The sequence below is a fragment of the Acetivibrio sp. genome (assembly GCF_035371925.1).
GTDB lineage: Bacteria > Bacillota > Clostridia > Acetivibrionales > Acetivibrionaceae > Hungateiclostridium.
The window spans coordinates 19,978-43,936 of sequence record NZ_DAORXT010000009.1; the positions used below are offsets into that span (position 1 = coordinate 19,978).

At 38.2% G+C, this 23,959-nt stretch carries 23 protein-coding genes; 15 read left to right on the forward strand and 8 right to left on the reverse strand.

Going from position 1 to position 23,959, the window contains the following annotated elements:
* The first annotated feature begins 25 nt into the window (after positions 1-25).
* The gene (locus tag PLH43_RS02430; protein ID WP_324359709.1) at positions 26-928 is read left to right on the forward strand and encodes a hypothetical protein; all 903 of its coding nucleotides are present in this window, start codon (positions 26-28) and stop codon (positions 926-928) included.
* On the opposite strand, the gene PLH43_RS02435 is transcribed toward PLH43_RS02430, so the two are convergent.
* The 4 genes from PLH43_RS02435 to PLH43_RS02450 all read right to left on the reverse strand — a co-directional run bounded on the left by PLH43_RS02435 (position 925) and on the right by PLH43_RS02450 (position 5,456).
* Entirely contained in the window at positions 925-1,923 is a 999-nt protein-coding gene (locus PLH43_RS02435; RefSeq protein WP_324359711.1) for a DUF3810 domain-containing protein, read from the reverse strand. The two genes, PLH43_RS02430 and PLH43_RS02435, sit on opposite strands and share 4 nt — an antisense overlap.
* Positions 1,924-2,064: 141 nt before the next feature.
* Positions 2,065-2,763 (reverse strand): leucyl/phenylalanyl-tRNA--protein transferase, encoded by a 699-nt coding sequence (aat, locus tag PLH43_RS02440; RefSeq protein ID WP_324359713.1) that lies wholly within the window; start codon positions 2,761-2,763, stop codon positions 2,065-2,067.
* The gene (gene clpA / locus PLH43_RS02445) at positions 2,763-5,093 is read right to left on the reverse strand and encodes an ATP-dependent Clp protease ATP-binding subunit ClpA (protein WP_324359715.1); all 2,331 of its coding nucleotides are present in this window, start codon (positions 5,091-5,093) and stop codon (positions 2,763-2,765) included. Before clpA ends, aat begins: the two co-directional genes overlap by 1 nt.
* 63 nt (positions 5,094-5,156) lie before the next feature.
* Positions 5,157-5,456 carry an ATP-dependent Clp protease adaptor ClpS gene (locus tag PLH43_RS02450; RefSeq protein WP_324359717.1) on the reverse strand — a complete coding sequence of 100 codons (300 nt, stop codon included), beginning with the start codon at positions 5,454-5,456 and terminating at the stop codon, positions 5,157-5,159.
* A 226-nt stretch (positions 5,457-5,682) separates the two neighbouring features.
* Here PLH43_RS02450 and PLH43_RS02455 point away from each other — a divergent pair, with 226 nt between their 5' ends.
* Together PLH43_RS02455 and PLH43_RS02460 are read left to right on the forward strand one after the other, a co-directional pair.
* The gene (locus PLH43_RS02455; protein ID WP_324359720.1) at positions 5,683-6,057 is read left to right on the forward strand and encodes a sulfite exporter TauE/SafE family protein; all 375 of its coding nucleotides are present in this window, start codon (positions 5,683-5,685) and stop codon (positions 6,055-6,057) included.
* Between the two features lie 21 nt (positions 6,058-6,078).
* Positions 6,079-6,468: a sulfite exporter TauE/SafE family protein gene (locus PLH43_RS02460; protein ID WP_324359723.1), complete on the forward strand. Its 390-nt coding sequence runs from the start codon at positions 6,079-6,081 to the stop codon at positions 6,466-6,468.
* A gap of 28 nt (positions 6,469-6,496) precedes the next feature.
* On the opposite strand, the gene PLH43_RS02465 is transcribed toward PLH43_RS02460, so the two are convergent.
* Positions 6,497-7,066, reverse strand: a complete 570-nt coding sequence (locus PLH43_RS02465; RefSeq protein ID WP_324359725.1) for a hypothetical protein — start codon at positions 7,064-7,066, stop codon at positions 6,497-6,499.
* A gap of 302 nt (positions 7,067-7,368) precedes the next feature.
* On the opposite strand from PLH43_RS02465, the gene PLH43_RS02470 reads away from it, so the two are divergent.
* A complete protein-coding gene (locus tag PLH43_RS02470) occupies positions 7,369-8,307 on the forward strand; it encodes a hypothetical protein (protein WP_324359727.1) in 939 nt (312 codons plus the stop codon).
* Positions 8,308-8,535: 228 nt separating this feature from the next.
* Positions 8,536-9,900 carry a TrpB-like pyridoxal phosphate-dependent enzyme gene (locus PLH43_RS02475; protein WP_324359729.1) on the forward strand — a complete coding sequence of 455 codons (1,365 nt, stop codon included), beginning with the start codon at positions 8,536-8,538 and terminating at the stop codon, positions 9,898-9,900.
* Between the two features lie 111 nt (positions 9,901-10,011).
* Here PLH43_RS02475 and PLH43_RS02480 read toward each other — a convergent pair whose 3' ends face one another.
* Entirely contained in the window at positions 10,012-10,593 is a 582-nt protein-coding gene (locus tag PLH43_RS02480; RefSeq protein WP_324359731.1) for a hypothetical protein, read from the reverse strand.
* A gap of 77 nt (positions 10,594-10,670) precedes the next feature.
* A complete protein-coding gene (locus PLH43_RS02485) occupies positions 10,671-12,461 on the reverse strand; it encodes a hypothetical protein (protein WP_324359733.1) in 1,791 nt (596 codons plus the stop codon).
* A 412-nt stretch (positions 12,462-12,873) separates the two neighbouring features.
* Here PLH43_RS02485 and PLH43_RS02490 point away from each other — a divergent pair, with 412 nt between their 5' ends.
* The 6 genes from PLH43_RS02490 to PLH43_RS02515 all read left to right on the forward strand — a co-directional run bounded on the left by PLH43_RS02490 (position 12,874) and on the right by PLH43_RS02515 (position 15,833).
* Positions 12,874-13,197, forward strand: a complete 324-nt coding sequence (locus tag PLH43_RS02490; RefSeq protein ID WP_324359735.1) for a GNAT family protein — start codon at positions 12,874-12,876, stop codon at positions 13,195-13,197.
* A 198-nt stretch (positions 13,198-13,395) separates the two neighbouring features.
* Positions 13,396-13,626, forward strand: a complete 231-nt coding sequence (locus PLH43_RS02495) for a type II toxin-antitoxin system death-on-curing family toxin (protein ID WP_324359737.1) — start codon at positions 13,396-13,398, stop codon at positions 13,624-13,626.
* Positions 13,627-13,674: 48 nt separating this feature from the next.
* Complete coding sequence (locus PLH43_RS02500; protein WP_324359738.1) at positions 13,675-14,217, forward strand: GNAT family protein; 543 nt, start codon at positions 13,675-13,677, stop codon at positions 14,215-14,217.
* A 21-nt stretch (positions 14,218-14,238) separates the two neighbouring features.
* The gene (locus PLH43_RS02505; protein ID WP_324359740.1) at positions 14,239-14,778 is read left to right on the forward strand and encodes a GNAT family N-acetyltransferase; all 540 of its coding nucleotides are present in this window, start codon (positions 14,239-14,241) and stop codon (positions 14,776-14,778) included.
* 48 nt (positions 14,779-14,826) lie between these two features.
* Positions 14,827-15,258, forward strand: coding sequence for a GNAT family N-acetyltransferase (locus tag PLH43_RS02510; protein ID WP_324359742.1), 432 nt, complete (start codon positions 14,827-14,829; stop codon positions 15,256-15,258).
* A gap of 59 nt (positions 15,259-15,317) precedes the next feature.
* Positions 15,318-15,833: a hypothetical protein gene (locus tag PLH43_RS02515; protein WP_324359744.1), complete on the forward strand. Its 516-nt coding sequence runs from the start codon at positions 15,318-15,320 to the stop codon at positions 15,831-15,833.
* A 99-nt stretch (positions 15,834-15,932) separates the two neighbouring features.
* Here PLH43_RS02515 and PLH43_RS02520 read toward each other — a convergent pair whose 3' ends face one another.
* Positions 15,933-17,453, reverse strand: a complete 1,521-nt coding sequence (locus PLH43_RS02520; protein ID WP_324359746.1) for a glycosyltransferase family 39 protein — start codon at positions 17,451-17,453, stop codon at positions 15,933-15,935.
* Between the two features lie 472 nt (positions 17,454-17,925).
* Here PLH43_RS02520 and PLH43_RS02525 point away from each other — a divergent pair, with 472 nt between their 5' ends.
* The 4 genes from PLH43_RS02525 to PLH43_RS02540 all read left to right on the forward strand — a co-directional run bounded on the left by PLH43_RS02525 (position 17,926) and on the right by PLH43_RS02540 (position 23,858).
* A complete protein-coding gene (locus PLH43_RS02525; protein WP_324359748.1) occupies positions 17,926-19,854 on the forward strand; it encodes a PrkA family serine protein kinase in 1,929 nt (642 codons plus the stop codon).
* A 42-nt stretch (positions 19,855-19,896) separates the two neighbouring features.
* Positions 19,897-21,111 (forward strand): sporulation protein YhbH, encoded by a 1,215-nt coding sequence (gene yhbH / locus PLH43_RS02530; protein ID WP_324359751.1) that lies wholly within the window; start codon positions 19,897-19,899, stop codon positions 21,109-21,111.
* A gap of 23 nt (positions 21,112-21,134) precedes the next feature.
* Complete coding sequence (locus PLH43_RS02535) at positions 21,135-22,523, forward strand: SpoVR family protein (protein ID WP_324359753.1); 1,389 nt, start codon at positions 21,135-21,137, stop codon at positions 22,521-22,523.
* A 159-nt stretch (positions 22,524-22,682) separates the two neighbouring features.
* Positions 22,683-23,858: an MFS transporter gene (locus PLH43_RS02540; protein ID WP_324359754.1), complete on the forward strand. Its 1,176-nt coding sequence runs from the start codon at positions 22,683-22,685 to the stop codon at positions 23,856-23,858.
* The last annotated feature ends 101 nt before the right edge of the window (positions 23,859-23,959 follow it).

Consider the following 23,959-nt stretch of genomic DNA (forward strand, 5'->3'; position numbering starts at 1 on the left):
ACTTTTTTGAAAAAGGGAGGTCCATATGAAATATTTGCAGAAGGTTTTTAAGTTTTTGGAAGAACATTTTTTGCTTGTATTGCCATTGATTATTGCCGCTGCCATACCTCAAATCATTATAGGAACTGTGGATGACACACAAATGACAGAAGCTTTTGGTGAATTAGTTACAAGTGTTGAAAGCGGTGCTATAGATGCTTTTGAAGCATTGAGGATGGCACTTGAAGTTATGAAGCCTTTGTTTTTAGCAATATGTATTGCCAATGTTATATCTTTTCTGTTAAGCCTGTTTATTGTGCCTGCAACTTACGGTATGATAAACAAGGGGTTGGAGACGAATAAAGTCGATATTGGCGATTTCGTATCTCAAATGGGTATGAATCTGCCAAAGTATATTGTTTATACAATATTCAGTTTCTTTGTTGATATTGTATTGCTACTTATTTTAGGGCTTGTTATTGCATTGTTTGCGTTTATAATTTACAGTCTGCTAGGGGTTGGAACTGCAGCTGTGATACTGGGAATTGTAATTGCCTTGGCGGTTGGAGTAGTAATTTATGTAGTAATGTATGGTATAAAATGTGTTCTTTCATACTGGTTTCCGGCCATGTTGGTTGACAACATGAACGTTACTTCGGCATTTAAAAAGGCTATTGAGGTGGGAAGGTCGTATTTGTGGCAGACTATAGGAATTAGCTTTCTTATCTCGATGGCAAATTCCACTATAGTTGGTGCATTATCCGGTTTTGCCGATGCGTTGCCACATGTTGTACGCTCATATGTAGTACCTGTATTGATAAGCGTACCTTCGGGTTTGGCAAGCTTTATTATGATGGCATTCTATTTAGCGGTATACAGGGATAAGACCCGTGTGAAAGAAGAAAATGATAATGAAAATGTAATAGATTCGGGTGGGGAGTTTGTTTAATTTACAGGATGTTGTTGCCGGCTTCTGTATTCTGCGATAAGAAGGTCCACCATTCTCCCGTAGCTTCTTACTCCATCTTCCTGCATATTTGCCTTAAGGTAGGTGTTGTTTACCGAGGACGAGAAATCTTGCACGGGAGTATCGTATTTTGCCCAGTAGCTGTTTATAGCCTTAAGATCCCGGGTTACTCCTTCACTGAAGTTTTCTCTCAATTTAAAATATTCGTCCTGATTGTACCGGTATAGTGCATTAGTAGCATTTATCAGAGCCAATAAAGTTCCGGAATACTGAAAATCCACTGAAGGGTGGTTTTTGCAGGCAATATATGCTATAAAGTTTGCCTCATCCTCTCTGGCAAACCCAAGCTGGTGGGCCATTTCATGGCAAGTCGTAAAAGGAATTGATGTATGGGGTATGGAGATATTTACATTTGCCTCTCCGGTAAAGGGAAAATAAACCCCTTCGATGCCAAGATAGGACATTACTTCCGACAGAATTACACCTTTTGGTCTTCCGTAATTGTGATTAAGCTCCGGATATATTTCGGAAACGGCTTTATAACCCAAGTTTGCTCTTTTCAATGTTTCATTTATACCGGTTGAAAGCTTCATGACCCCGTTGCCGTCTTCTTCTACATATTTTCTAAGCTCGTTTGCGCGATATAAGAGGCTTTGGCATACATCGAGCAATTCATCTGTAGAAGCAGGGCTCGTATCATAATTGGCTATTTTGGCAAAAGGAAGCCTCTGATAGTTAATTCCCCACAGAAGCATGAAAGCGAAGTACAATATACTTACGGCGGCAAGGATATTGATTAGGGCGCTGCATAAAATTTTACGAGCACTTAAAGAGAATTTTACCATTCTGATAATTGTTTTTATGATGTAGAACAGTGCAAATAAAATAGACAGTATTACCAGTATTTCTGCAATGGATACAGGTATATAGCCCCAGACAAGGCTAAGAAGCTTTGCAATTGGTCTATAAACACCCATTGAGTAAATTCTCTCTGCAAGGCTGGGAGCCTTGGAGGAAAGAAATTGCAATAGATATGCTAGCGGAATAAGGAGGATAAAAAACAGTTTTTTATTGATTTTTCGTATATTCATACATCCTACCAGCCTTTAAAATGATTTTTAATATTGTGAACCCATGTCTTGATTAAAGAACTTCCAATCTCCTCTCAGTGTCTCATGGGCAAGCCCTTTTTCAAGGTATTTTAAAAATGTGTCACGGTCAATATTTACCGCACCTAAAGATTCAAGGTGTTTTGAATGAACCTGGCAGTCAATTAAAAGGAATCCTTTTTCCTCGAGCTTTCGGGAAAGGGCGATAAGTGCTGTTTTTGAAGCGTTGTCCATGATGGAGAACATGGACTCGCCAAAAAAACATTTTCCTAAAGATACACCGTAGAGTCCTCCTACAAGGGAGCCCTGATACCAAGTCTCGACAGAGTGGGCAAATCCCAAGTCGTGCAGCTTTAAATAGCTTTCAATAATGTCCGGAGTTATCCATGTATTGTCTTCTCTTAGTTTTGCGCACATGGAGATTACATATCTAAAGCACATGTCGAAGGTAACTTCATAGACCTGTTTTTTAAAAAATTTCTTCATGGATTTTGATACTTTTATGTCTTTTGGGAAGAGAACGCACCTGGGATTCGGTGACCACCACAATATAGGTTCGTCTTCCGAAAACCAGGGAAATATTCCGTTTTGGTACGCAAGGAGAAGACGCTCGCAAGACAGGTCTCCTCCTACAGCTAAAATTCCGTCCTCATTGGCCAGTGAGGGATGGGGAAAAAACAATTCCTCTGTAAGTCTGAAAACAGGCATCAATCATCACCTTTGGGCTTTTTGGTTATTTTAATTTCTCCGTCTGCAACATCTATTACTGCAATGCCGCCTTTGGAAAGCTCTCCAAAGAGAACTTCATCAACAAAGTACGTTTTTATTTTGTCCTGAACAAACCTTAATATTTCACGGGCACCGTAAACTGATGAAAGACCCTTTTGTGCAATCCATTTGTAGCATCTTGGCGTTACCTTGAGGTCTATATTCTTTGCCTTTAACTTTTCTTTAAATTGGTTTATGACTTTTTTGGCTATAAGCAGAGCCATATCCTCGTTGATATGGTTGAATACCACGATGTCATCAAGCCTGTTTCGAAACTCCGGTGAGAATATTCGATCAACTTCTTTTGTCATGGCACTTCTGTCGATATTTCTGCTGTCAAATCCTATAAGAGTCCTTCCGACTTCCCTGGCCCCGGCATTGGAGGTCATTATCAGTATCACATTTCTAAAATCCGCTTTTTTCCCGTTGTTATCTGTGAGGACAGCGTAGTCCATTATCTGAAGCAGTACATTGAAGATGTCAGGATGCGCTTTTTCGATTTCATCGAGAAGCAGTACACAGTGGGGCGACTTTCTTATTGCATCGGTCAAAAGTCCGCCTTCCTCATATCCCACATATCCGGGAGGAGCACCTATCAGCCTTGAAACTGTATGCTTTTCCTGATATTCGCTCATGTCAAACCTTAAAAGAGGAATGTCGAGAATCGAAGACAACTGCCTTGCAAGTTCCGTCTTTCCAACCCCTGTAGGTCCTACGAAAAGGAGTGAGGCAACAGGCTTTTCGTTTTCATTAAAGCCGGCCCTGGACCTCTTTATTGCTTGCACCACAGTGTCAATTGCGTTATCCTGGCCAAATATTGTGGATTTTAATTTTACATCAAGGTTTTTAAGCCTTGAAATCTCATCGCGGGATACACTCTGTATAGGTACCTTTGCAATTGAAGATACCGTACGCTCTATATCCTTGTTTTTTACGGTTATTATCCTGTCTTCATCTTTTGCGTGAAGGCGCACATACGCCCCTGTTTCGTCAATTACGTCTATTGCCTTGTCGGGAAGATGCCTGTCTTGTATATATTTTGCAGAAAGCTCTGCGGCAAGGCGCAGGGAGCTTTCGGTATACTTTACCTTGTGGTATTCCTCATACCTGTCCTTAAGACCTTTAAGTATTTTTACTGTGTCTTCAACCGACGGCTCAGGCACATCAATTTTCTGAAATCTTCTCGAAAGGGCCCTGTCCTTTTCAAAATACTTTTTATACTCTTCATAGGTTGTTGAGCCGATGAACCTTAGTGTGCCCTGCGTAAGAAAGGGCTTTATGATGTTTGACGCATCCATGGCTCCGTCGGATACGGCACCGGCTCCCACTATTGTATGGATTTCATCTATATAAACAATTGCTTTTGGCTGGTTTTGAATTTCATTGAGAACCCTTTTAATGCGTTCCTCGAAGTCACCGCGGTATTTGGTGCCTGCCAGCATGCTTCCCATGTCAAGATAATATATTTTGCTTCCTTTTAATGTTTTGGGGACCTTATCTTCCACAATCATTTTTGCTAAGCCTTCGGTAATTGCGGTTTTTCCGACTCCGGGGTCTCCCACATGGATGGGATTGTTTTTAAGCCTCCTGGATAAGACCTGAATGGTTCGCTCGAGGATATCCTCTCTGCCGATGAGGGGGTCTATTTTGCCTTTTCTTGCCTTTTCCGTAAGCTCAATGGTGAAATGCTGCAAGAAATCACTTTTTGAGGAATTTTGCTCATCTTCCTCATAGTATTCATCTTCATAATCATAGTCATAATCGAAGTCATCGTCGTACTGGTAAGCTTCGAGATAAGCCTCAGGTTCAAAGGATTTTAGGGTAGTATCGGTATTTTTGGGAACCAAGGATACCCCGTGGGAAATATATTTTAAGACGTCAATTTTCTTAATACCGTTTTTTTGAAGTATATAACTGGCAAAAGATTCTCTTTCCCCATAGAGGGCCACTATAATGTCACCTATGCGAATATATTCCTTTCCGGAGGCAATGCACTGATAGGCAGTAGATTGCATAACGCTGTTGACACCAAGGGATTCTATAGGCTCGTGGTTTTCAACAATGGTCATATTGCTGCTGAAAAAATCCAGTAAGTCCTTTTTAATATCTTCTATTTTACCGCCGCAGTTTTCTATTATATCTTTCCCCTCATCAAAAAACAGAGAAGCATAAAGAATATGCTCCGGCGTAAAAAATTCGTGTTTTTGGTGTTTGGCCTCATTATATGCTGCAATTAAAATTTTATTGGCTATATCATCTAATCTCATCATGGAGTCACCATCCCTTTTACAGATAAAGAAAATCATTTAGGTTTATGTAAAAATTACAAGCAATTATTCCGGCTCCATAATGGCTGCGAGCGGGAATTCTCTTTCGGATGCCAGTTTTTCCACCAATGCTATTTTTGTTCTGGCAATGTCGTAGGTATAAACCCCCACAATGCCTTTTCCCGTGCGATGCACATCAAGCATAATTCTTGTGGCATCGGCGGCAGTTTTATGAAAAACCGTTATAAGTATCTCAACAACAAAATCCATTGTTGTGTAATCGTCATTAAGAAGAATCACCTTGTACATTTTAGGCTTTTTGAAATCAAGGTTGGTTTGATTTTTAAGTATTGTCTTTTCAGCCATAAAAAGCAACTCCTATCATATAAAGCTTGCTTTTAATACATAAATCCTGCGTTTGTATATAACCGTCAATATACAATAGAATTATAACAAATACGTCTGCTTTAGTACAATAACTATCGGTTTATAATTCATGGAAAGTTATAGAATTTGATTAAAATGTGGAATATATATTTGAAATTAATCAAAAATAAATGTTGTAGATGACATTTAATTCGGAGTGGTTTTATTGGGCAAGGGAAGAATTTCAATATCCAAACATATCAAATTTGCGATAATTGGGCTGATTACCGGCATTGCAAACGGGCTTTTCGGCTCCGGAGGAGGAACAATCGCCGTTCCTGCCATGGTTTTGCTGCTGAAAGAGGAGGAGCATGTAGCCCATGCAACTGCCATCTCTATTATTTTACCTTTGACCTTGGTAAGTGCCTTTATTTACGTATCAAACAGCTATATCGATTGGAGCCTGACTATAAAAACCATGCTGGGAGGAATAGTAGGAGGGTATTTGGGTGCAAAGCTTCTTAACATCTGTCCAACCCGCATTTTGAGAAAAATTTTTGCAGTATTTATAATAGCAGCAGCTGTAAGAATGATAATATAACAAAAACAACAAGGAGGATAAATGCTTCTTTTTTTAATAGGACTTGCTTCAGGAATAATCAGCGGAATGGGAATTGGGGGAGGAGCAATTCTTATTCCGGCTTTGGTGCTGTTTGTTAATCCGAACCAGCACATTGCACAAAGTGTGAACCTTTTATTTTTTATACCTACAGCTGTAATAGCCCTTATTGTACATATAAAAAATAAAAGGGTTAACTTTAAGCTGACAATACCGATTGTAATTTTCGGGCTCGTCGGAGCATTTTTGGGCTCCAGATTGGCAGTATCGTTACCGGGAGTATCGCTAAAAAGGTACTTCGGAATATTTCTTTTGGTATTGGGCTTTTACGAAATGTTAAGAAAGGACAAGAAAAAAAACAAGGAACAGGAGAATAGGAATGAACATGCTTAAGAAAACCCTGTTCCGTTATATTGAGCTTTTACCTGTTAAATTGCTCTGTTGGGTCAATCGGTTTCGGCATGTCAACTTTTGGAAGCTCGGGCTGAGGATTTACAATATTCGGGACGGTGTTGGCGGATGGATTTAGGATATCGTTTCCTATACCGGGGATATTGTTGTTATTGTTATTGTTGAATCTTTGGAGACTTTCCAGTGCTTTGTTTTCAATATCCTCCACAGTGATAAGGCTGCTTTCGTCAATTTTTGAAAGCTTGTCTTCCCGAAGTTTATCATATGAGTTTTTGTCCTCAAGGCATTTATCAAAATCAATATCCAACTGCAAAGAAAGAAGGTATTCGTCGAAGACTTTTTCCATGCTTCCGAAGCTGTTTTCCAGCTTGACAAGATAATATACGGCTTTGTCTTCGGAGATTTTGGAGGAAAGCTCAGAATATTTTGCCGAATCAGTGCCATTTTCACCATATGGATCGATATTGGCCGAAGAAGTACCCAAGTTTTGGGTATTGCTTTTATTGCAGGCTGTGACTGACAATAGCAATGCAGCTGTGGTTGCAAAACATAATACTTTAAATTTTATTACGTTATTCATTGATGTTCCCCCTTTTGTGTTTGCTGACAAATCCAAGTCGTTTTAATTTTCCCATATAATTTTAGCAAATTTTTTTGATGGGCAATATATAAACAAAAAAAATATATTAGATTTGTTTAAATATAATAATATTAAATAATTTATACATTAGGGGCTTGGCATTTTTTGTGCAATAGGGTATAATAAAAATAATAATATTAATATATTTCGCATAGTATTATAACTATAAAACACGTTAATCTTTGCAATAAGTATCTCATCTTATCTGTTTCTCGTTCGTTTATATAAAGGGGTGGTGTTTCGTGGATGATAAAAAGGAAGTATTGAGCACGAGCAATGAAGGCGTCAAGAGTCTCATGGAAACTATAACATCAAAGATTTCGGTAGATCAGAGCAAGGAAATTCTGTCAAATTTGAAGGATAGCATAGTGGACAATATTCAAGAAAGGACAGAGAGAGCAGCCAACTTTATTCATTCACTGAAAAAGGATAAGATAAGAAATCTCGAAAGGCTTTTGGATGTTACAAAAAAGGATTTGAAAAAGTCCGACAAGAAGAACTATATTTATATTACAGAGGCTGGCAGGATGGTTGTTGTAGACAGAGATATGTGGGGAGAACCGTGCTCAGTTACTATAAAAGAGGGCAATAAAGTATTACTAAGGTTGGTTAAATTCTTTAATGATTATCCTTATTTGTTCCCGGTATTCAATGAAAAAAATTTGAATGGCGAAATCATATTCATGAATGACGGTGAGATATGGTATCGTGATAAAGATGTAGCGACTTTGGTGCTGTTTAAAAATGATAAACCGGATTTTCTGACGATAAATTTGGATAAAGTTAAAGGCTTAAAAGAAAATGAATTACTTAAGTATTTGGAAAATTGCAAAATCTTGTATCTTGAAAAAAGACTCAATGATTTGTTGCTGATAGAGAGAAAAGTTTCCATGGAGGATATTGTCAGAGTACGGCCGGGTTATGCAATATGCAAAAACAGCGAAAGGACATATACGGTGCTGCTGTTTGACCAGCTTAAGGCTTTGTGTGATGAATTTACATTAAGAAAGCTGCCGAGCTTGAGTGAAGCGGCCATGGATGTTCTTTTCTCCTTGGATATTGTAGAATACGCAAAGTCTAAAGGATATGCGTTTGAAAACTTTAAACAGGACAATGATTATATAGAGTATTGGCAGGAGATAGGCAGTAAAAGGGTATGTGTTATGAGATGTAAAATCTAAGCATTGCAAAAATATAGAAAAGGCGTATAATTTTATAAATATGGAAAAAGTCATATATTAGTGCGTCTGATTATAGATTGGATGCGCTTTTTTTACGCCAAAAATCTGTTAATCGTTTATTTTGCTCATTATGCATTTGTATAAAATTTTGTACTTATGTTGATTGTTGTAGCTTTTTCTAGTACAATATTAAATAATGTTATTATTTTGTGAGGAGAGTTGAGAAAGATGAGTAAAAAGGATGTAACCAAGGTAGTTTTAGATGAGGCGGATATTCCAAAGCAATGGTATAACATTTTGGCAGACATGCCCAACAAGCCCGCGCCATACTTCAGCTCAAAGACCGGCAAGCCAGCTACTGTCGAAGAACTTCAGGCAATCTTTCCGTTAGAACTGATTCAACAGGAAAATACCCAAGAAAGATGGATTGATATCCCGGAAGAAGTTAGAGAGATGTATCGTCAATGGAGGCCAAGCCCATTGTACAGGGCTAAAGCGCTTGAAAAGCTTTTGGGTACTCCTGCAAGAATCTACTACAAATATGAAGGAACGAACGCCACCGGAAGTCACAAGCTCAATACATCACTGCCGCAGGCTTACTACAACAAGGCTGCCGGCATAAAAAGACTTTCTACGGAGACCGGTGCAGGACAGTGGGGAAGTGCGCTGAGCCTTGCATGCAGTCATTTCGGACTTGAGTGTACGGTTTATATGGTTAAGGTAAGCTACGAGCAAAAGCCTTACAGACGTTCATTTATGAAAACTTTTGGAGCGGAAGTGTTTGCAAGTCCTACCAATCTCACCAGCAGCGGAAAAGCCATATTGGAGAAGGACCCTAATTGTACGGGAAGTCTCGGTATTGCCATAAGTGAAGCTGTTGAAGATGCGGCTACCCATGCTGATACAAATTATGCTTTGGGAAGTGTTTTGAATCATGTTTGCCTGCACCAGACCATTATCGGTCTTGAGGCCAAGAAACAGTTGGAATATCTTGATGAGTATCCTGATGTAGTCTTTGCATGCTGCGGAGGCGGATCAAACTTTGCAGGAATAGCTTTCCCCTTCTTAATGGACAAGCTTAAAGGAACGAACGTTAGAGCTGTTGCAGTTGAACCGACTGCATGTCCTACTCTTACGAAGGGTGTATATGCTTATGATTATTCGGATACGGGAAAGATTGGGCCGTTGGCGAAGATGTATACAGTGGGTCATGACTTTGTACCTGCAGGTATACATGCAGGCGGATTAAGATATCACGGAGTATCACCCATAATCAGCCAGCTTTATGAAGACAAATTGATTGAAGCTAAAGCTTACGGACAAAGTTCGGTATTTGATGCGGCCGTTACTTTTGCAAGAACTGAAGGAATTATTCCTGCTCCTGAGTCTTCTCATGCAATAAGGGCTGCTATTGATGAAGCATTGTTGTGCAAGGAATCGGGAGAGTCGAAAGTTATTCTGTTTAATTTGAGCGGACACGGATATTTTGACATGGTTGCTTATGACAACTACTTTAGCGGAAAGCTTAGTGACGTGGATTATTCCGAAGAAGCGATCTCAAAGAGCATAAACAACCTGCCCAAACTTGATTAATTGATAATAAAATTTAGATAAAATATGAAAGGCAAGCCCTGTTTTCGAAAAAACAGGGCTTGTTTTAGGTGTGGGGGGTTTTACTTGTGCAAGTGAAATCATTGTTGTATATTACCTGGGCTGAAGTCTCAACTCCATCCAGTCAAAGGCAATCCAATCATTAGGTCCGGTGTTTGAAGTATTTTGAATTACGACACTGTTGTTTCTTCTGAGATTCGGCACATTAAAGGTAAGAAGCCTCCAGTTGTTGAAACGCTGGCCGGCCGGTGAGCCGTGAACCAAAGGAAGCCTGCCGGTATGGACAACAGTACCGTTTATTGTTATTCTGGCAGAGTAGTTTGCTACAGGAACATTTGTGTGGTCATCAAGTACTCCGCGTATTACCAGCTGTGCATTTAAATTGCCTGCTACGAGCAAGAAAGGCTGTATATCGAAGGTCCATGTTCCGCGGTTGCCGGTATACAAAATGTCTGCATTGCCACTGGGATTTCCGTAGTTCGGATAACCTGTAAGTTCCTTAAAAAGCACAATGGATGTTTGGGCAGGCCTGTTGCTTAATACCGGTTGAGGTTGTCTTTCTACAGCCGGCATGGAATACAAGTATAATTCATCGACATTCTGAGGCTGCCAGGCATTTGGTGTATATGCAGCGTATGGATCGTATACAAAGGGATAATGGTAATATGAATCCATAAAGATTTCTCCTTTCATATTAAACATAGATACCTGCTATACATAATATTCAGGAAAGGAGAATTATGTTACTTTGATTACTGAATGGCTTTAACCAGACGTATTGTGTATCTTGTTGTGAGGTCAGAGGAACAATTGATTTCAAAAAGTTCGGGAATTTTATAATCTTTAGGGAATTTGTCCGGAGAAAATTTTACATTGTAGACACCTGAAGGAAGCTTAAATACTGCAATGCCTTCTTCGTTGGTGACGGACAAAAACCTGTCGGGATTCTTTGAAGCTTCTGTATTTTTTGGCGATGGGGACCCCGATATATCTTCAGAAGAGGTGTTTTCAGTTTGCTGTGCCTCAGAATTGGCACTATCAACGTAAAGCTCAATGCCTTTTACGGGGAGGTTGTTTTCATCCAGGACTTCAATTTCGGCAATTCCGGTACCGGAGGCTAATAAGTTGGTTTTGCCAAGATTAACTGTAAGCATGGTTGTTCCCACTGTTTTTAAGTCGTAGAAAAACGGGGACGGCAGAATGTAATCGGTACTTCCCTCCACAGGAGAGAATGCCAGATGGAAGGTTCCCTTTCCCAGTGTAAATTTTACAGTACCGGTTTCATCGGTTATACCTGCAACAGTATAGTACTTTTCAGGATTTTCCGTTTTGCCGTTTACACTTATCCGGATACCCGAAACCGGAGAGTCGTCTTCAATGTCAACAAGTTTAATCTGAAGAGTGTAAATTGTATCATCTTTTGCGGATATTATTTCGGTATAGGAATTTGAATTGGTCAATCTTGATATCAAATTTGAAAAATTGTTGGATTCAAATTCTTTTTTAAAGGAATACAGCTCGAAGCAAAGAAAGAAAAGCGAAGAAACCATGAGTATTGTTATAGCAGTGTATTTCAGTATTTTTTTAAGTTTGATTGAAAGATTTAGCTTAAATACATTTGCTAAGCTGAATTTATCCGCAGTTTTGCTAAAGGACAACACCAAAAATGACAGCACCGTTATAAGTATGCCCAAAGCCATACAAAACACAAGTGGCGGAAGAAGGCAGTTTTGAACATAGGACAGAAGTACTTCGGATTTCAGCGGAACGGTCACGGAAAGAATATATATATTTTGGGGAAGGAGCTTGTAGGAAAATATCAGGCAAAACAGTGCTGTTATAACATTTAAGATGCCGCAAGTCATTAATAAACCAAACAGCCATCTTAGCATTTCTTTAATATTTTTGATAAGCAGCAGAGCATTTAAAAACAGCAGCATGAGAAGTAATGCGCAAAATACCGGTATAAAATCTGTGACAAAATAAATAAGCTTGACAAAAAGCAGCATGTCCAAGATATCACTGCGATTTATTGACAAGAGTATTGCATTGAGGTTGACCCGCTTTATTTTGCTTAAGACATATTCGGAATTTGCAATGTCCGGGGTATCTTCCAAAGAGTCTTCTGCCGGAGCATTTGAACTTTGTGAAGATGTTGGTTCGACATCAATAATAATGTCGGGCAAAAAGCTTTTTTCACCGTTTAGGTATTTGATTAGACCGTCGGTGATGGTATCAAGGTTTATTTTTACCATTTTAGGTGAAATGGAGTCTTGGAGTATGGCAAATATCTCTTTCTGTTGGTCGCTAAGCTGGGGTGATTGGTTGCTTAAATCGGTAAATATACTGCTTACCAGATTATTGATTTCACCTTGAACTTCGTCGTAGATGTTATTTTTTTCGAACAATTTTTTGTGAAAATCGGATGTCATAACTGATGAGCCAAGAATTATTGACATTACCCAAAGAAAGAGTATAATTCCGGCAAGAGAGGATGTTATATATAAAACGATGTTTTTCGAGTATTTATATAAGCTGCTCATGACATCCTCCTTATGATAAATTTATTTATGCTTGTACCTATAAAATTATTATCTCTACAATATTATATCATTAAAGCTGGCGGAATTGATTTGGTAAAATATGGATGTTTGGCTGCTGTTTGAGTTTCAGCTACTTGTATATTATGGTAATGATTTGTATAATAAATTTATAGAGCGATATTTAAAATAATGGTTTACTGTATGTTAGCCCAAATAAGCCTTATTCTCGTAAGTTATACATATACAGAAATATTTGGGATACAAAGATAGATACTGTGATATTGAAATTATTAGACTAAATGAAGAGCATAAGGAATGATATATGCACGCTATAAGGCGTTGTTGCTGCGTTCTGCGCGTTGGATAAAGGCTCTTTTAATACTTAGCTTTACAAAAAGGAGATAAACTTATAGTGGATACTTTGAAAATAACAACAGAAAGATTGATAATTAGCGAGTTTGATGAGAGTATGGCAGAAATTGTCCATCTCAATTCTTTAGATGATGACAATCGCAAATTTGTACCGGATGAAGTTTTTGAAACTGTAGAAGAAGCACAGAAAATTCTTAAGTTTCTGATTGAATGTTACAAAGGTATGAATGGACCGTTAGTATATCCGGTTTTGTTAAAAAGCGGTGAGAATATAGGTTATGTGCAAGCAGTACCTACCGGTGATGAGTGGGAAATTGGTTATCATATTGCTTCGCATTATACGTGCAAAGGTTATGCGACATAAGCAGTGAAAGCTTTTGTGCCGATAATAATGAACCTGCTAAATATTAAACGGGTTTGGGGTGTTTGCCGCGGGGATAATATGGCTTCCCGTAGAGTTTTAGAAAAATGTTCATTTAGTTTGAAAGAAAAGTATTTTGGGTGTTATCACGGAGAAAATCACGAAATATACAAATATGTTTATGGGATGTAAAATATTTACATGGAGATGATGGAGAATGAGTTTGCTAGAGAAACTAATAATCATGGCCTTATTGACGGGAATAAGAGAATTGGTGTGTCAGTAATGTTATTATTACTGCGATTAAATGATATTGAAATAAAATATACTCAACAAGAGCTGATAGAACTTGGGTTGGGGGTTGCCACGGGAAAATACGATGAAGTATTCATAAAAAAATGGATCCAGTCCAAAATGGTAAAAAAAGCATAAGTTTTGCGCAATGCTCCACATTGGACAGGTATAAAAGGAGGACACAAAGTGGCTGTAATAGAGACTGATAGATTAATAATAAGGAGATTTTCTCCCGATGATTGGAAGGATTTATATGAATATCTTTCGAAAGAACAAGTAGTAAGATATGAGCCATATGGTATTTTTACAGAAGAAGATTGTAAAAATGAAGCCGTTAAACGTTCATCAAATGAAGCCTTTTGGGCTGTATGCTTAAAAGTCAATAATAAATTGATAGGCAATGTTTATTTTAATCAACAGGAACCAAAGGAATTTTTAAACTGGGAAATTGGATACGTTTTTAATCCTCAATATTATGGTAACGGATATGCGACGGAAAGCTGCCGGGCAGTTATCGATTATGGATTCAAAAATTTGAAGGCACGTAGAATAGTTGCTATGTGCAATCCGGAAAATATAGCATCATGGAAGCTGTTGGAACGCTTAAATATGAGGAGAGAGGGACATTTACTTAAGAATATATTTTTTAAACGGGATGAGATGGGAGAATGCATTTGGGTTGATACATATGAATATGCAATCTTAAAAGAAGAATGGTATGCTTTATAGGGATTAAAAGGAGAAAGAATTATGAAAGAAAATTACCCGTTTCGATTTGACGAAACAACTGGTACTGCTTATGCATGGTTTATAAGAATGGAATATAGAGGAGGACAAGTTACTTCAGATTTAGAGCCAAAGCTGACTTTGTCTGAAGACAAATATTACGATGTATATCAAAGGATGGGTAATGACGCTTTTGCCGATTTACTTCGCAAAATGCGAAGTAACATACGCCAGTTTTTTCCGCTGGATGAAATAAAAAAACGCGAAACGTATCTATGGTTCGAAAACGACGAGCTTGTCGGGGGTATCAGCATTCATCATAACGAAGAGGAAAACTGTTATGAAATTGAGAAAGTGGTGGTAGCCCTAGGATATCAGGGCAAAGGTTACGGAAAGAAGTTATTGAACTTTGCTGTAGCAAAACTTCAGCAAACTCACCGTACACCGATATTTTTGACGGTTGCCGCTTGCAATGAGAAAGCAGTTAAAATGTATGAAAAGTTTGGATTTGTTCCTGTTAGCGAGATAATGGATGAATGGAAAGTTGAGGAGAAGATAGGGTGAGAGTATGTTTTTTTAAAGCCTATAGACGATGAAGACAGAAAAGAGGTTGTGAAACTGACAACTGAAAACTGGGGTAGTTCCATCATAGTATCAAGAGGTAAAGTTCATTCGTTTGAAGACTTACCGGGTTTCATTGCTTTGGAAAACGGTAGAATAATCGGTCTCATAACATATTCCATATCTGATGATAGCTTAGAAATTGTTTCTCTTGATAGTTTTGTTAAAAATAGAGGAGTTGGAACACAGCTAATCAACCATGTAATAGAAAAGGCAAAAGAGTTCAAATGTAAAAGAGTTTGGTTGATAACTACGAACGATAATACCCGTGCGATTCGGTATTACCAGAAAAGAGGGTTTAATCTTTGCAATATATATTTAAACGCAGTAAATGAGGCTCGAAAAATCAAACCGCAGATACCTTTATATGGTTATGACAATATTCCCATATTGCATGAAATTGAGTTTGAAATGTTATTGTGATTATAATAAAGGGATTGTTTCGGAAGCTTGTATTAATAATGAAGAAGGAGAACAGCAACATGATAACAGAAAAACCAACCATAGATATGCTTGAAGAATGGAAATCTATTTGGATGCAGTATAAAGATATGCTAAAACCAAATAGAAAATCGGGAAAGGAATTGATTGAGTACCTGCAAAATAAATATATCTTGACCGAGATAAATGAAAAAAGAGCTTTGGATGCAATCATTTACAATGTTACTATGAACAAAGTTCATGCAGAAAAACTGCCAGCCGGAAAAACACCTATTCCAAGAGCTTTTTATCTTGAGAGGGCGGGTAATGGTGAAATTTTTTATCGGGATGAAAACAAAGACCCTGATGATGTTTGGAATGGGAGCATTACGAAGATTTTTACCGGTATTGACGAAGTGACAGGCTTTTTTATGGTGGAAGGAAGCACGATGCTTTGGGATGAAATGTGTGCTTTTCAAGGACTTGATGAAAAAGACCTCCAAAATTTTGTATGTGTTGCTCAATATATTAATGCGCTAAAAAGGTTTGATTTGCTTAAAAATATACTGCCTGAATAGAGTGAGCTTAAATCAATGATGAAAATATAAAGCCGCCATTTAATGCATGGCGGCAATTTAGAATTTTCAACGGTAAATTATATTAAAACTTTTGCGCTTTTATTCATTTACTTCATCTCCCGGTAAAACCTTTCTAATATTAACAGCGTAGAAGGAATACGGATTAAGATTGAAACGTTGGACAGTGTCTTTTGCCTTAATGGTATTATCCCTGAATAATCTGGATGAGAATGAAGCGGTTGAAGCACCTTCACGGTTTACAAGCCATATGTTTTCCTTGCCTTTTATAAACTCTTTAGCATCCGAACCGTAGTAGCCATTAGGCGAAAAAGCTTCGTAGCCGCTGTATCCTTCGAAGTTGGGAGGCAAGTATAGGTAATGCTTGTGGTTGGGATAATAGTAGCAAAATGTTCCGAAGGTATGCTCGTCGGTATGAATAAAGACATCTTCAGGAGTTATACTTTCGTTTACAAAATCGCATACTTCTTTCATTGGTCCGTTAAATCTTTGCTCAAAGATTATTTGGTTTAGTGAAATTGAACCGAACAGTATTGCCAGACAAACAAATATTGAAGCCCCTTTGTTATTTAACACGGATATTCCGTATGTAAGAGCCAGGACAAACAATCCCACAACCGGGAATATGTATCTTTCCACCAAAATAGGTCTGATTACATTGGACAGAATAATTGCAGTTACCAGGGTTAATGAGTATGTCAGTACTGCAACCAAAGACATTAAACCCTGTTTTTTTCGTTTTATTATGCAAAATATCAATCCCCATAGTATTAATACTGCTGCGCAAATAAAATATGTTTTAGAAAAGTCAGATCCCCAAAACTTTGCTCTGAACGGATACGCCAAGGTCAGCCATATGACGTCTTTTGTGACAGGAGGAATCCAGAAAGACTTGGAAACCCTTTTTGCCTGATTGAATAATATAAAAATCCACGGTAAATAACATAATACTGCTGCGCTTGCAGTAATCAAATAGCTTAACAGCTTCTTTTTATCTTTTTTAATTATAAATCCTAGAAGCACCCAAACAAAAAGCAGTACATTTAAAATAGTAACGGCAAGAAGTGCATAATAATGAGTAAAAGCGGATGCCAGTGTAGAAAGTCCAAACTTAACCCAATCGGATGTTTTGCCTTGCTGTATTGCAAGATACCCATACAAAGCACTGGCGGTAACAAAGAAAGCTGCCCATGTGTACATTCTTGTTTCCTGCCCGATTGATACGCTTATGGGGACTGCAATTATACAGAATGAATATATCATACCTGTGAATTTGCCAAAAATACGTTTTACCGGCCCGAATCCGAGGGCTGACAAAGCAAGTACTCCCAATACGGATAAAAGCCTTAATGCCGGTTCTGAGCGGCCGAATATAAAACTAAAAATCCTGAGCATTATGAAATATAAAGGAGGATGACTGTCACTTGCAGTAATTTTAATGATGCTTGGGATTGAATGGTTGATAATGGCGGCAGAGTAAGATTCGTCGAACCATAATGTCTCATGGCCGATTTCTATCGTTAGATACCAAAACCCTGCCAGGAGTATGACAGCCCAGATGATAATTGATTTGAAATCCAATTTGGAAATCTTGAAGTTCATAAAAGATATCATCTCCCTTAAAAAGAATGTAAATAAGTTTGGGATTGTAAATCTCTGTAAATTATTATGTTTAATAAATTGATTATATCATAAAAGGATAAAAATCAAAAATATATTTTTCCATGTTTTCCATACAAAAAATATGGCTATTAACATACTATTATGTTATAATAAAAGTAAGCAAATCTATATTGTAACTTGGATTTTCACATGTGAAACGAGACAATTTAAGTCCGGTGTTTTTTGTAAATCAGTTCCGAATGGCAGTATTTTATAACTAACTCAGTAATATATATGAAAATATGAAACTAAAACAGGAATCAATCATACAAAATAATATCCCCGATTCTAAACTTTTTGAATTTGGAATTTGGTGATAGCATCAATCTTTAAACGGTTGAAAGAATATGTAGCTTTATAAAATCGTAACATTTTTTAGTGAATATTCCATAAAAAAGAGGGGGAATAAAACGTGGAAAAGCGAGATTTCTCAACTATTATACGCAAGGACAGGGAAGAACACAAAAGCAAAAAGTTTGAAGGAACTTTCCTTGAGTATCTTGATATTGTAAAAGAAAACCCCGAGATTGCAATGCTTGCTCACCAAAGAATGTATAAGCTTATCACAGAGCCCGGTGTAACCGTAATAAGAACAGACGAAAATCCCAGACTTAGAAGGATTTATGGGAATGATGTTATAAAGAAATACAAATTTTTTGATGATGAGTTTTTTGGAATCGATAAAACAATTATGAAAATTGTAAGGTATTTCCATTCGGCAGCCATGGCAGGAGAGGAAGCAAGACAGGTGCTTTACTTGGTAGGACCGGTTGGAGCAGGTAAGTCATCTTTGATGGAGGCTTTGAAACGTGCACTGGAAATGAGCCCGCCGATTTATGCATTAAAAGGATGCCCGATGAGGGAAGAACCTTTGCATCTCGTACCGAAGCATTTGAGAAAGGAATTTGAAGAAATATTGAATGTGAAAATAGAAGGGGATCTGTGCCCTGTTTGCCGTTATAGACTTAAAAATGAGTTTAACGGAGAATATGAGAAGTTCCCCGTTCAGACAGTGGATTTCTCCATCAGATCGAGGAAAGGTATCGGCGTGGTACCTCCCGTTGACCCGAATAATCAGGATACATCGGTTTTAATAGGCAGCGTGGACATATCCAAGATAGACTTGTATCCGGAAGATGACCCAAGGGTTCTTTCACTAAACGGTGCGTTCAATGTTGGAAACCGCGGTATTGTTGAGTTTATAGAGGTGTTTAAGAATGAGACGGAGTACCTGCACACAATGATTACGGCAACCCAGGAAAAATCGATTCCATCTCCGGGAAAAGGTTCAATGATATACTTTGACGGTATAATTTTGGCCCACTCCAATGAAGCGGAATGGAACAAGTTTAAAGCCGACCATACAAACGAAGCGATACTTGACAGAATTGTCAAAATCGAAGTTCCTTATTGCTTGGAGCTTAACGAAGAGATAAAAATTTATGAAAAAATACTCAAGAAGAGTAAATTTGACGCTCATATAGCACCTCACACCATTGAAATTGCTTCAATGTTTGCGATACTCACAAGACTTGCGCCGTCAAACAAGGTTGACCCTATAACAAAGCTTAAGATATACAACGGTGAAGAAGTAATCGAAAAGGGTATGACAAGAAAGGTGGATATTTTTGAACTGAAGGAAGAGGCTCCTAGAGAAGGAATGACCGGTATTTCCACCAGATTTATCATGAAGGTGTTGGATACAGCGCTGTCAGAGTCGGATCATAACTGCATTAATCCTATATCGGTTATGGAGACATTGGTTAAGTCGGTAAAAGAACTGGCAATTGGCGATGAAGAAAGAGAAAGATATTTAAGGTTTGTACAGGACAGCATAAGAAAAGAGTACAACAAGATTTTGGAAAAGGAGATTACAAAGGCATTTATTCACGGTTACAAGGAGCAGGCGGAAAGCCTATTCAACAACTACCTTGACCATGCCGAGGCCTTTGTGAACAAGACAAAGATAAAGGACAGGAATACAGGAGAAGAGCTTGAGCCCGATGAAAAGTTCCTGAGGTCAATTGAGGAGCAAATAGGAATTACAGATACTGCGGCCAAGGGATTTAGAGCGGATGTTACGGCATATATGTTCTACGTTTTAAGAAATGGCGGAAAGCTTGACTTTAGCAGCTATGAGCCTTTAAAGGAGGCTATTGAAAAGAAACTTACAGCATCGGTCAAGGAGCTTAGCAGGGTCATTACTCAGGCAAAGGTGAGGGATAAAGAGCAGAGCGAGAAGTACGATACAATGGTTGAAGAGATGAAAAAGAACGGATACTGTGACCATTGCTGCAATGTTATATTGAAGTATGCGGCAAACAACTTGTGGAAGGATTAAACCCCTTAATCCTGCAAAAAATCAAACCGGGGGGTGGTTGTTGTGGCTATTTTCAGAGAGTATGTAAGCAGCGGCAAAGACAGAGCTGCTGAAGACAGACGGCGCCACAGGGAATTGGTTGAAGAATCGATAAAAAAGAATATAGGCAATATCATTGCAGAGGAAAGTATCATCGGACAGAGCAAAGACAAAAAAATAAAAATACCGATAAGAAGCATTAAGGAATATCAGTTTATATACGGAAAGAATACTCCTTCGGTAGGTTCCGGTGACGGAACGGAGAAACGCGGGGAAAAAATAGGTGAGGAAAAGGCAGGTAAAAAGGGGCAGGGGGCTGGTCAGGCCGGAAATCAGGAAGGAGAAGAAGTTTATGAGACAGAGATTACTATTGAGGAGCTCATAAATTATCTCTTTGATGATTTAAACCTTCCGGATATAGATAAAAAGAGGATTGCGGAACAGGAATCCATAAGAAGCTATAAAAACCTTGGTTACCAGCGAAAAGGCATACCTCCGAGACTTGCCAAGAAACGTTCCGTTATTGAAAAAATAAAAAGAAAGCAGGCATATCTGAGAAATAATAGAAGCTTGACTGATTCGGAGGAAGAGGTAGAAGAAGATATAAGGGAATTGGAGACTGAAGATAACACAAGAAAGAGATTTCCCTTCAGTGAGGATGATTTGCGCTACAGAAGGGTTAGAGAGGACCACAAAAAAGACTTTAATGCGGTAGTTATCTGCATTATGGATGTTTCCGGTTCCATGGATCAGACAAAGAAGTATCTTGCCCGAAGCTTTTATTTTCTATTGTACCAGTTTATTAGATTAAAATATGCCAATGTTGATGTTGTTTTTATAGCCCATACCACCACTGCCAAGGAAGTCAGTGAAAACGAATTTTTCCACAGGGGTGAATCGGGGGGAACATATATCAGCAGCGGCTATGAAAAAGCTCTTGAAATAATCGAACAAAGATATAATCCCAACAGTTGGAATATATACGCTTTTCACTGCAGTGACGGCGACAACTGGGCTGAAGACAATAAAAAAGCAGTTGAACTTGGCCAAAAGCTTTGTGAAGTCTGCAACCTTTTTGGGTACGGTGAAATAGTACCGGGCTATTATTCTTCCGGAAGTACCATAAAAAATGAGTTCCAGAGAAATATCAAAAGGGATAATTTTTCTGTTATCACAATAACCAATAAAGATGACGTGCTTCCGGGATTAAAGAAGCTTTTGGAAAAAGAAGGGGAGTAACTGACATAAATGGGGGTGAAGAGATGACCGAATACAGCATGAAGGAGCTTGTTGAATGGAATCAAAAAATAGAAGAGATAGCCCGTGCCGAAGGCCTTGACTACTATGAACAAGAGTTTGAAATATGCAGCTACGAGGATATGATTGCTTATGAAACCTATGTGGGCATGCCTTCGCACTACCCTCATTGGAGCTACGGAAAGAATTATGAGAGGACCAAAACCCTTTACAAATTCAATTTAACCGGATTGCCTTATGAGATGGTTATAAACTCGGACCCGTGCATAGCTTACCTTATGAAAGACAATACCCTGCTTTTGCAGATACTGACGATTGCGCATGTTTACGGTCATAACGACTTTTTTAAGAACAACCGGCTTTTTAGACTTGGCACAAGAGCCAAAGACACGGTGGAGATGTTTAAAAACCATGCCAATAGGATCAGGGAGTATATTCAGGACCCTGGCATAGGCTATGCCAAAGTGGAAAGAATTCTTAATGCCGCCCATGCCATAAAGTATCAGATATCCCGCAATATAGGCGTGAAAGAGCTGTCCCAGGAAGAGAAAAAAAAGGAGCTCATGGAAAGGTATACGAGGCCTAAAAGCGAGTATCCTTTGTTAGAACCCAGGCAAAAAAATGATATGGAGCTGCCGGATTTAAAGAAGATTCCCGTTGAACCTGAAGAAGATATGCTTTTATTTTTTATAAATTACAGCAAGCTTTCAGATTGGGAGCGCGACATTCTAAGCATTGTCAGAGAGGAAACTTTATATTTTCTTCCTCAAATTGAGACAAAGATAATGAATGAAGGATGGGCAAGTTTCTGGCATTATAACATTTTAAGCAAGCTAAACTTGGAGCAGGGACTTCATTTTGAGTTTTTAAAAAGACACAATCAGGTTATAAGGCCCCTTTTAGGTCAACTAAACCCATATTATATCGGATTTAAAATATTTGAAGACCTTAAGAAAAGGTATGAAGACGACCCGAAGAAAATATTTGAAGTAAGAGAAGTTGAAAGGGACCAGTCTTTTATAAGAAGATATCTTACCCGAGAGCTTTGTGAGGAAATGAATCTTTTCGAATATGCCAAGATTGGCAGCAGCTACATTATAACGGAAGTGTCGGATGAAGAGGGCTGGAAAAGTATTAGGGATACAATAGCCAACAGTGTGGGCCTTTCCGGTATTCCTGTCATAAAGGTGGCGGAATGGGTTCAAAAGGACAATACGCTGTTTTTGGAACATGAATATGATGGTAGGGAAATTGAGTTAAGCTATGCTTATGAAACCATGAAGCATATAGTTGACCTTTGGGACGGAAAAGTCATGTTAGGCACAATGATTGACAATAAAAAGAAGCTTATTGTATGCGACGAACAAAAGAAAGTTACTTTGGTAGACGGATAAGCAAGCTTAAGTCGGTTCTTTCCGGCCCTAAGACTAGGGGCTTGAGAGGACTGTTTTTTTTTGGTGTTTTTTGAGTGCATTTTTATTTCTGGACATCAATTTGCGGTAAGTATAAAATATTTTAATGTAAACTTTTTTAAAGCTGAATCAAGGAGCAGGATGATTTTGGATAGTCTTAAACATTCTGAGAAATACCCATTCTCTTTAATTTTGTTTTATTCTTTGCTTTATATGGCTTTTGCCGTATTTGGGGTATTTATGCCTGTGTATCTGGAAGGATTGGGCTATGACAATACAGACATTGGAACACTTCTTTCAATAAGCTCGTTTGTTGGTCTTTTTGCACAACCCGTTTGGGGAGTTGTGAGTGACCGGGCAAAATCTAAAAACACTGTGCTAAAAACCTTATTGATTTTTAGCAGTATTGCTATTCTCATGTTTCGTCTCTCAGGCAACTATTATTATATATTTGCGGTAATGGTTTTTTATGCTTTTTTTCAAACACCTATTATTCCAATAGGGGACGCGATTACATTGGAATACATTACTGCAACAAGGTGGAAATATGGTCCCATAAGGCTTGCCGGTGCATTGGGATATGCGGTTATGGCATTTTTAGGAGGGGCATTGACAAAGAAAAATATCAACGGGATTTTCTTTATATGCTTTGTTATAGGTATTATGTCTTTGTTGACTACATTTAAAATACCGGCGGTAAAAGGACATCAATCAAACGGAAAAAAGCTTTCCATTCTTGAGGTTTTCAAAAACAGGGAGCTTGTGCTGCTTATGGGATTTACGGTTGTGGTTCATACTACCATGGGCTTTTATAACACCTTTTTTCCAATTCACTATAAAAACATGGGTGCCGATAATGCCCTTCTGGGATTGGCAGTATTTATAGGTTCGGCCAGTGAGATAATTTTCCTTGTCTTTGGCGATAGAATAATAAAGCGATTGGGAATTAAAGCCACCCTCTTCGGTGCCGCCTTTGTAGCAGTTGTAAGATGGGCAATTCTGGGCTTTATTGACAATATTTATTTGGTACTGGTGTTTCAAGTTCTTCACGGTTTTATCTATATTGTTTTGGCTTATTCCATGGCAACCTATATTAATAATGAAGTGCCCCTTGAATTGAAGGCTTCCGGTCAGACAGTAAACTCCGCCATAGGTCAAGGAGTTTCCAGAATAATTGGAAGTATTGGCGGTGGTGTCGTAAGTGACTTAATCGGAATCAGGCAGGCATTCTTTTTAAATTCGGTTGTTGTTCTTGCCTCAATTATTGTTTTCGGTGCAATATTTTCTATAAGTTCAAGAAGGCAAAAACTAATGTGAGCTTGTCTTTTAGTTTCAAATTATGATACTATATTTTCGTATATATTTAATTTATGGCAATAAATAAATCAATAGATTTATAAGAAAAATAAATATTATAA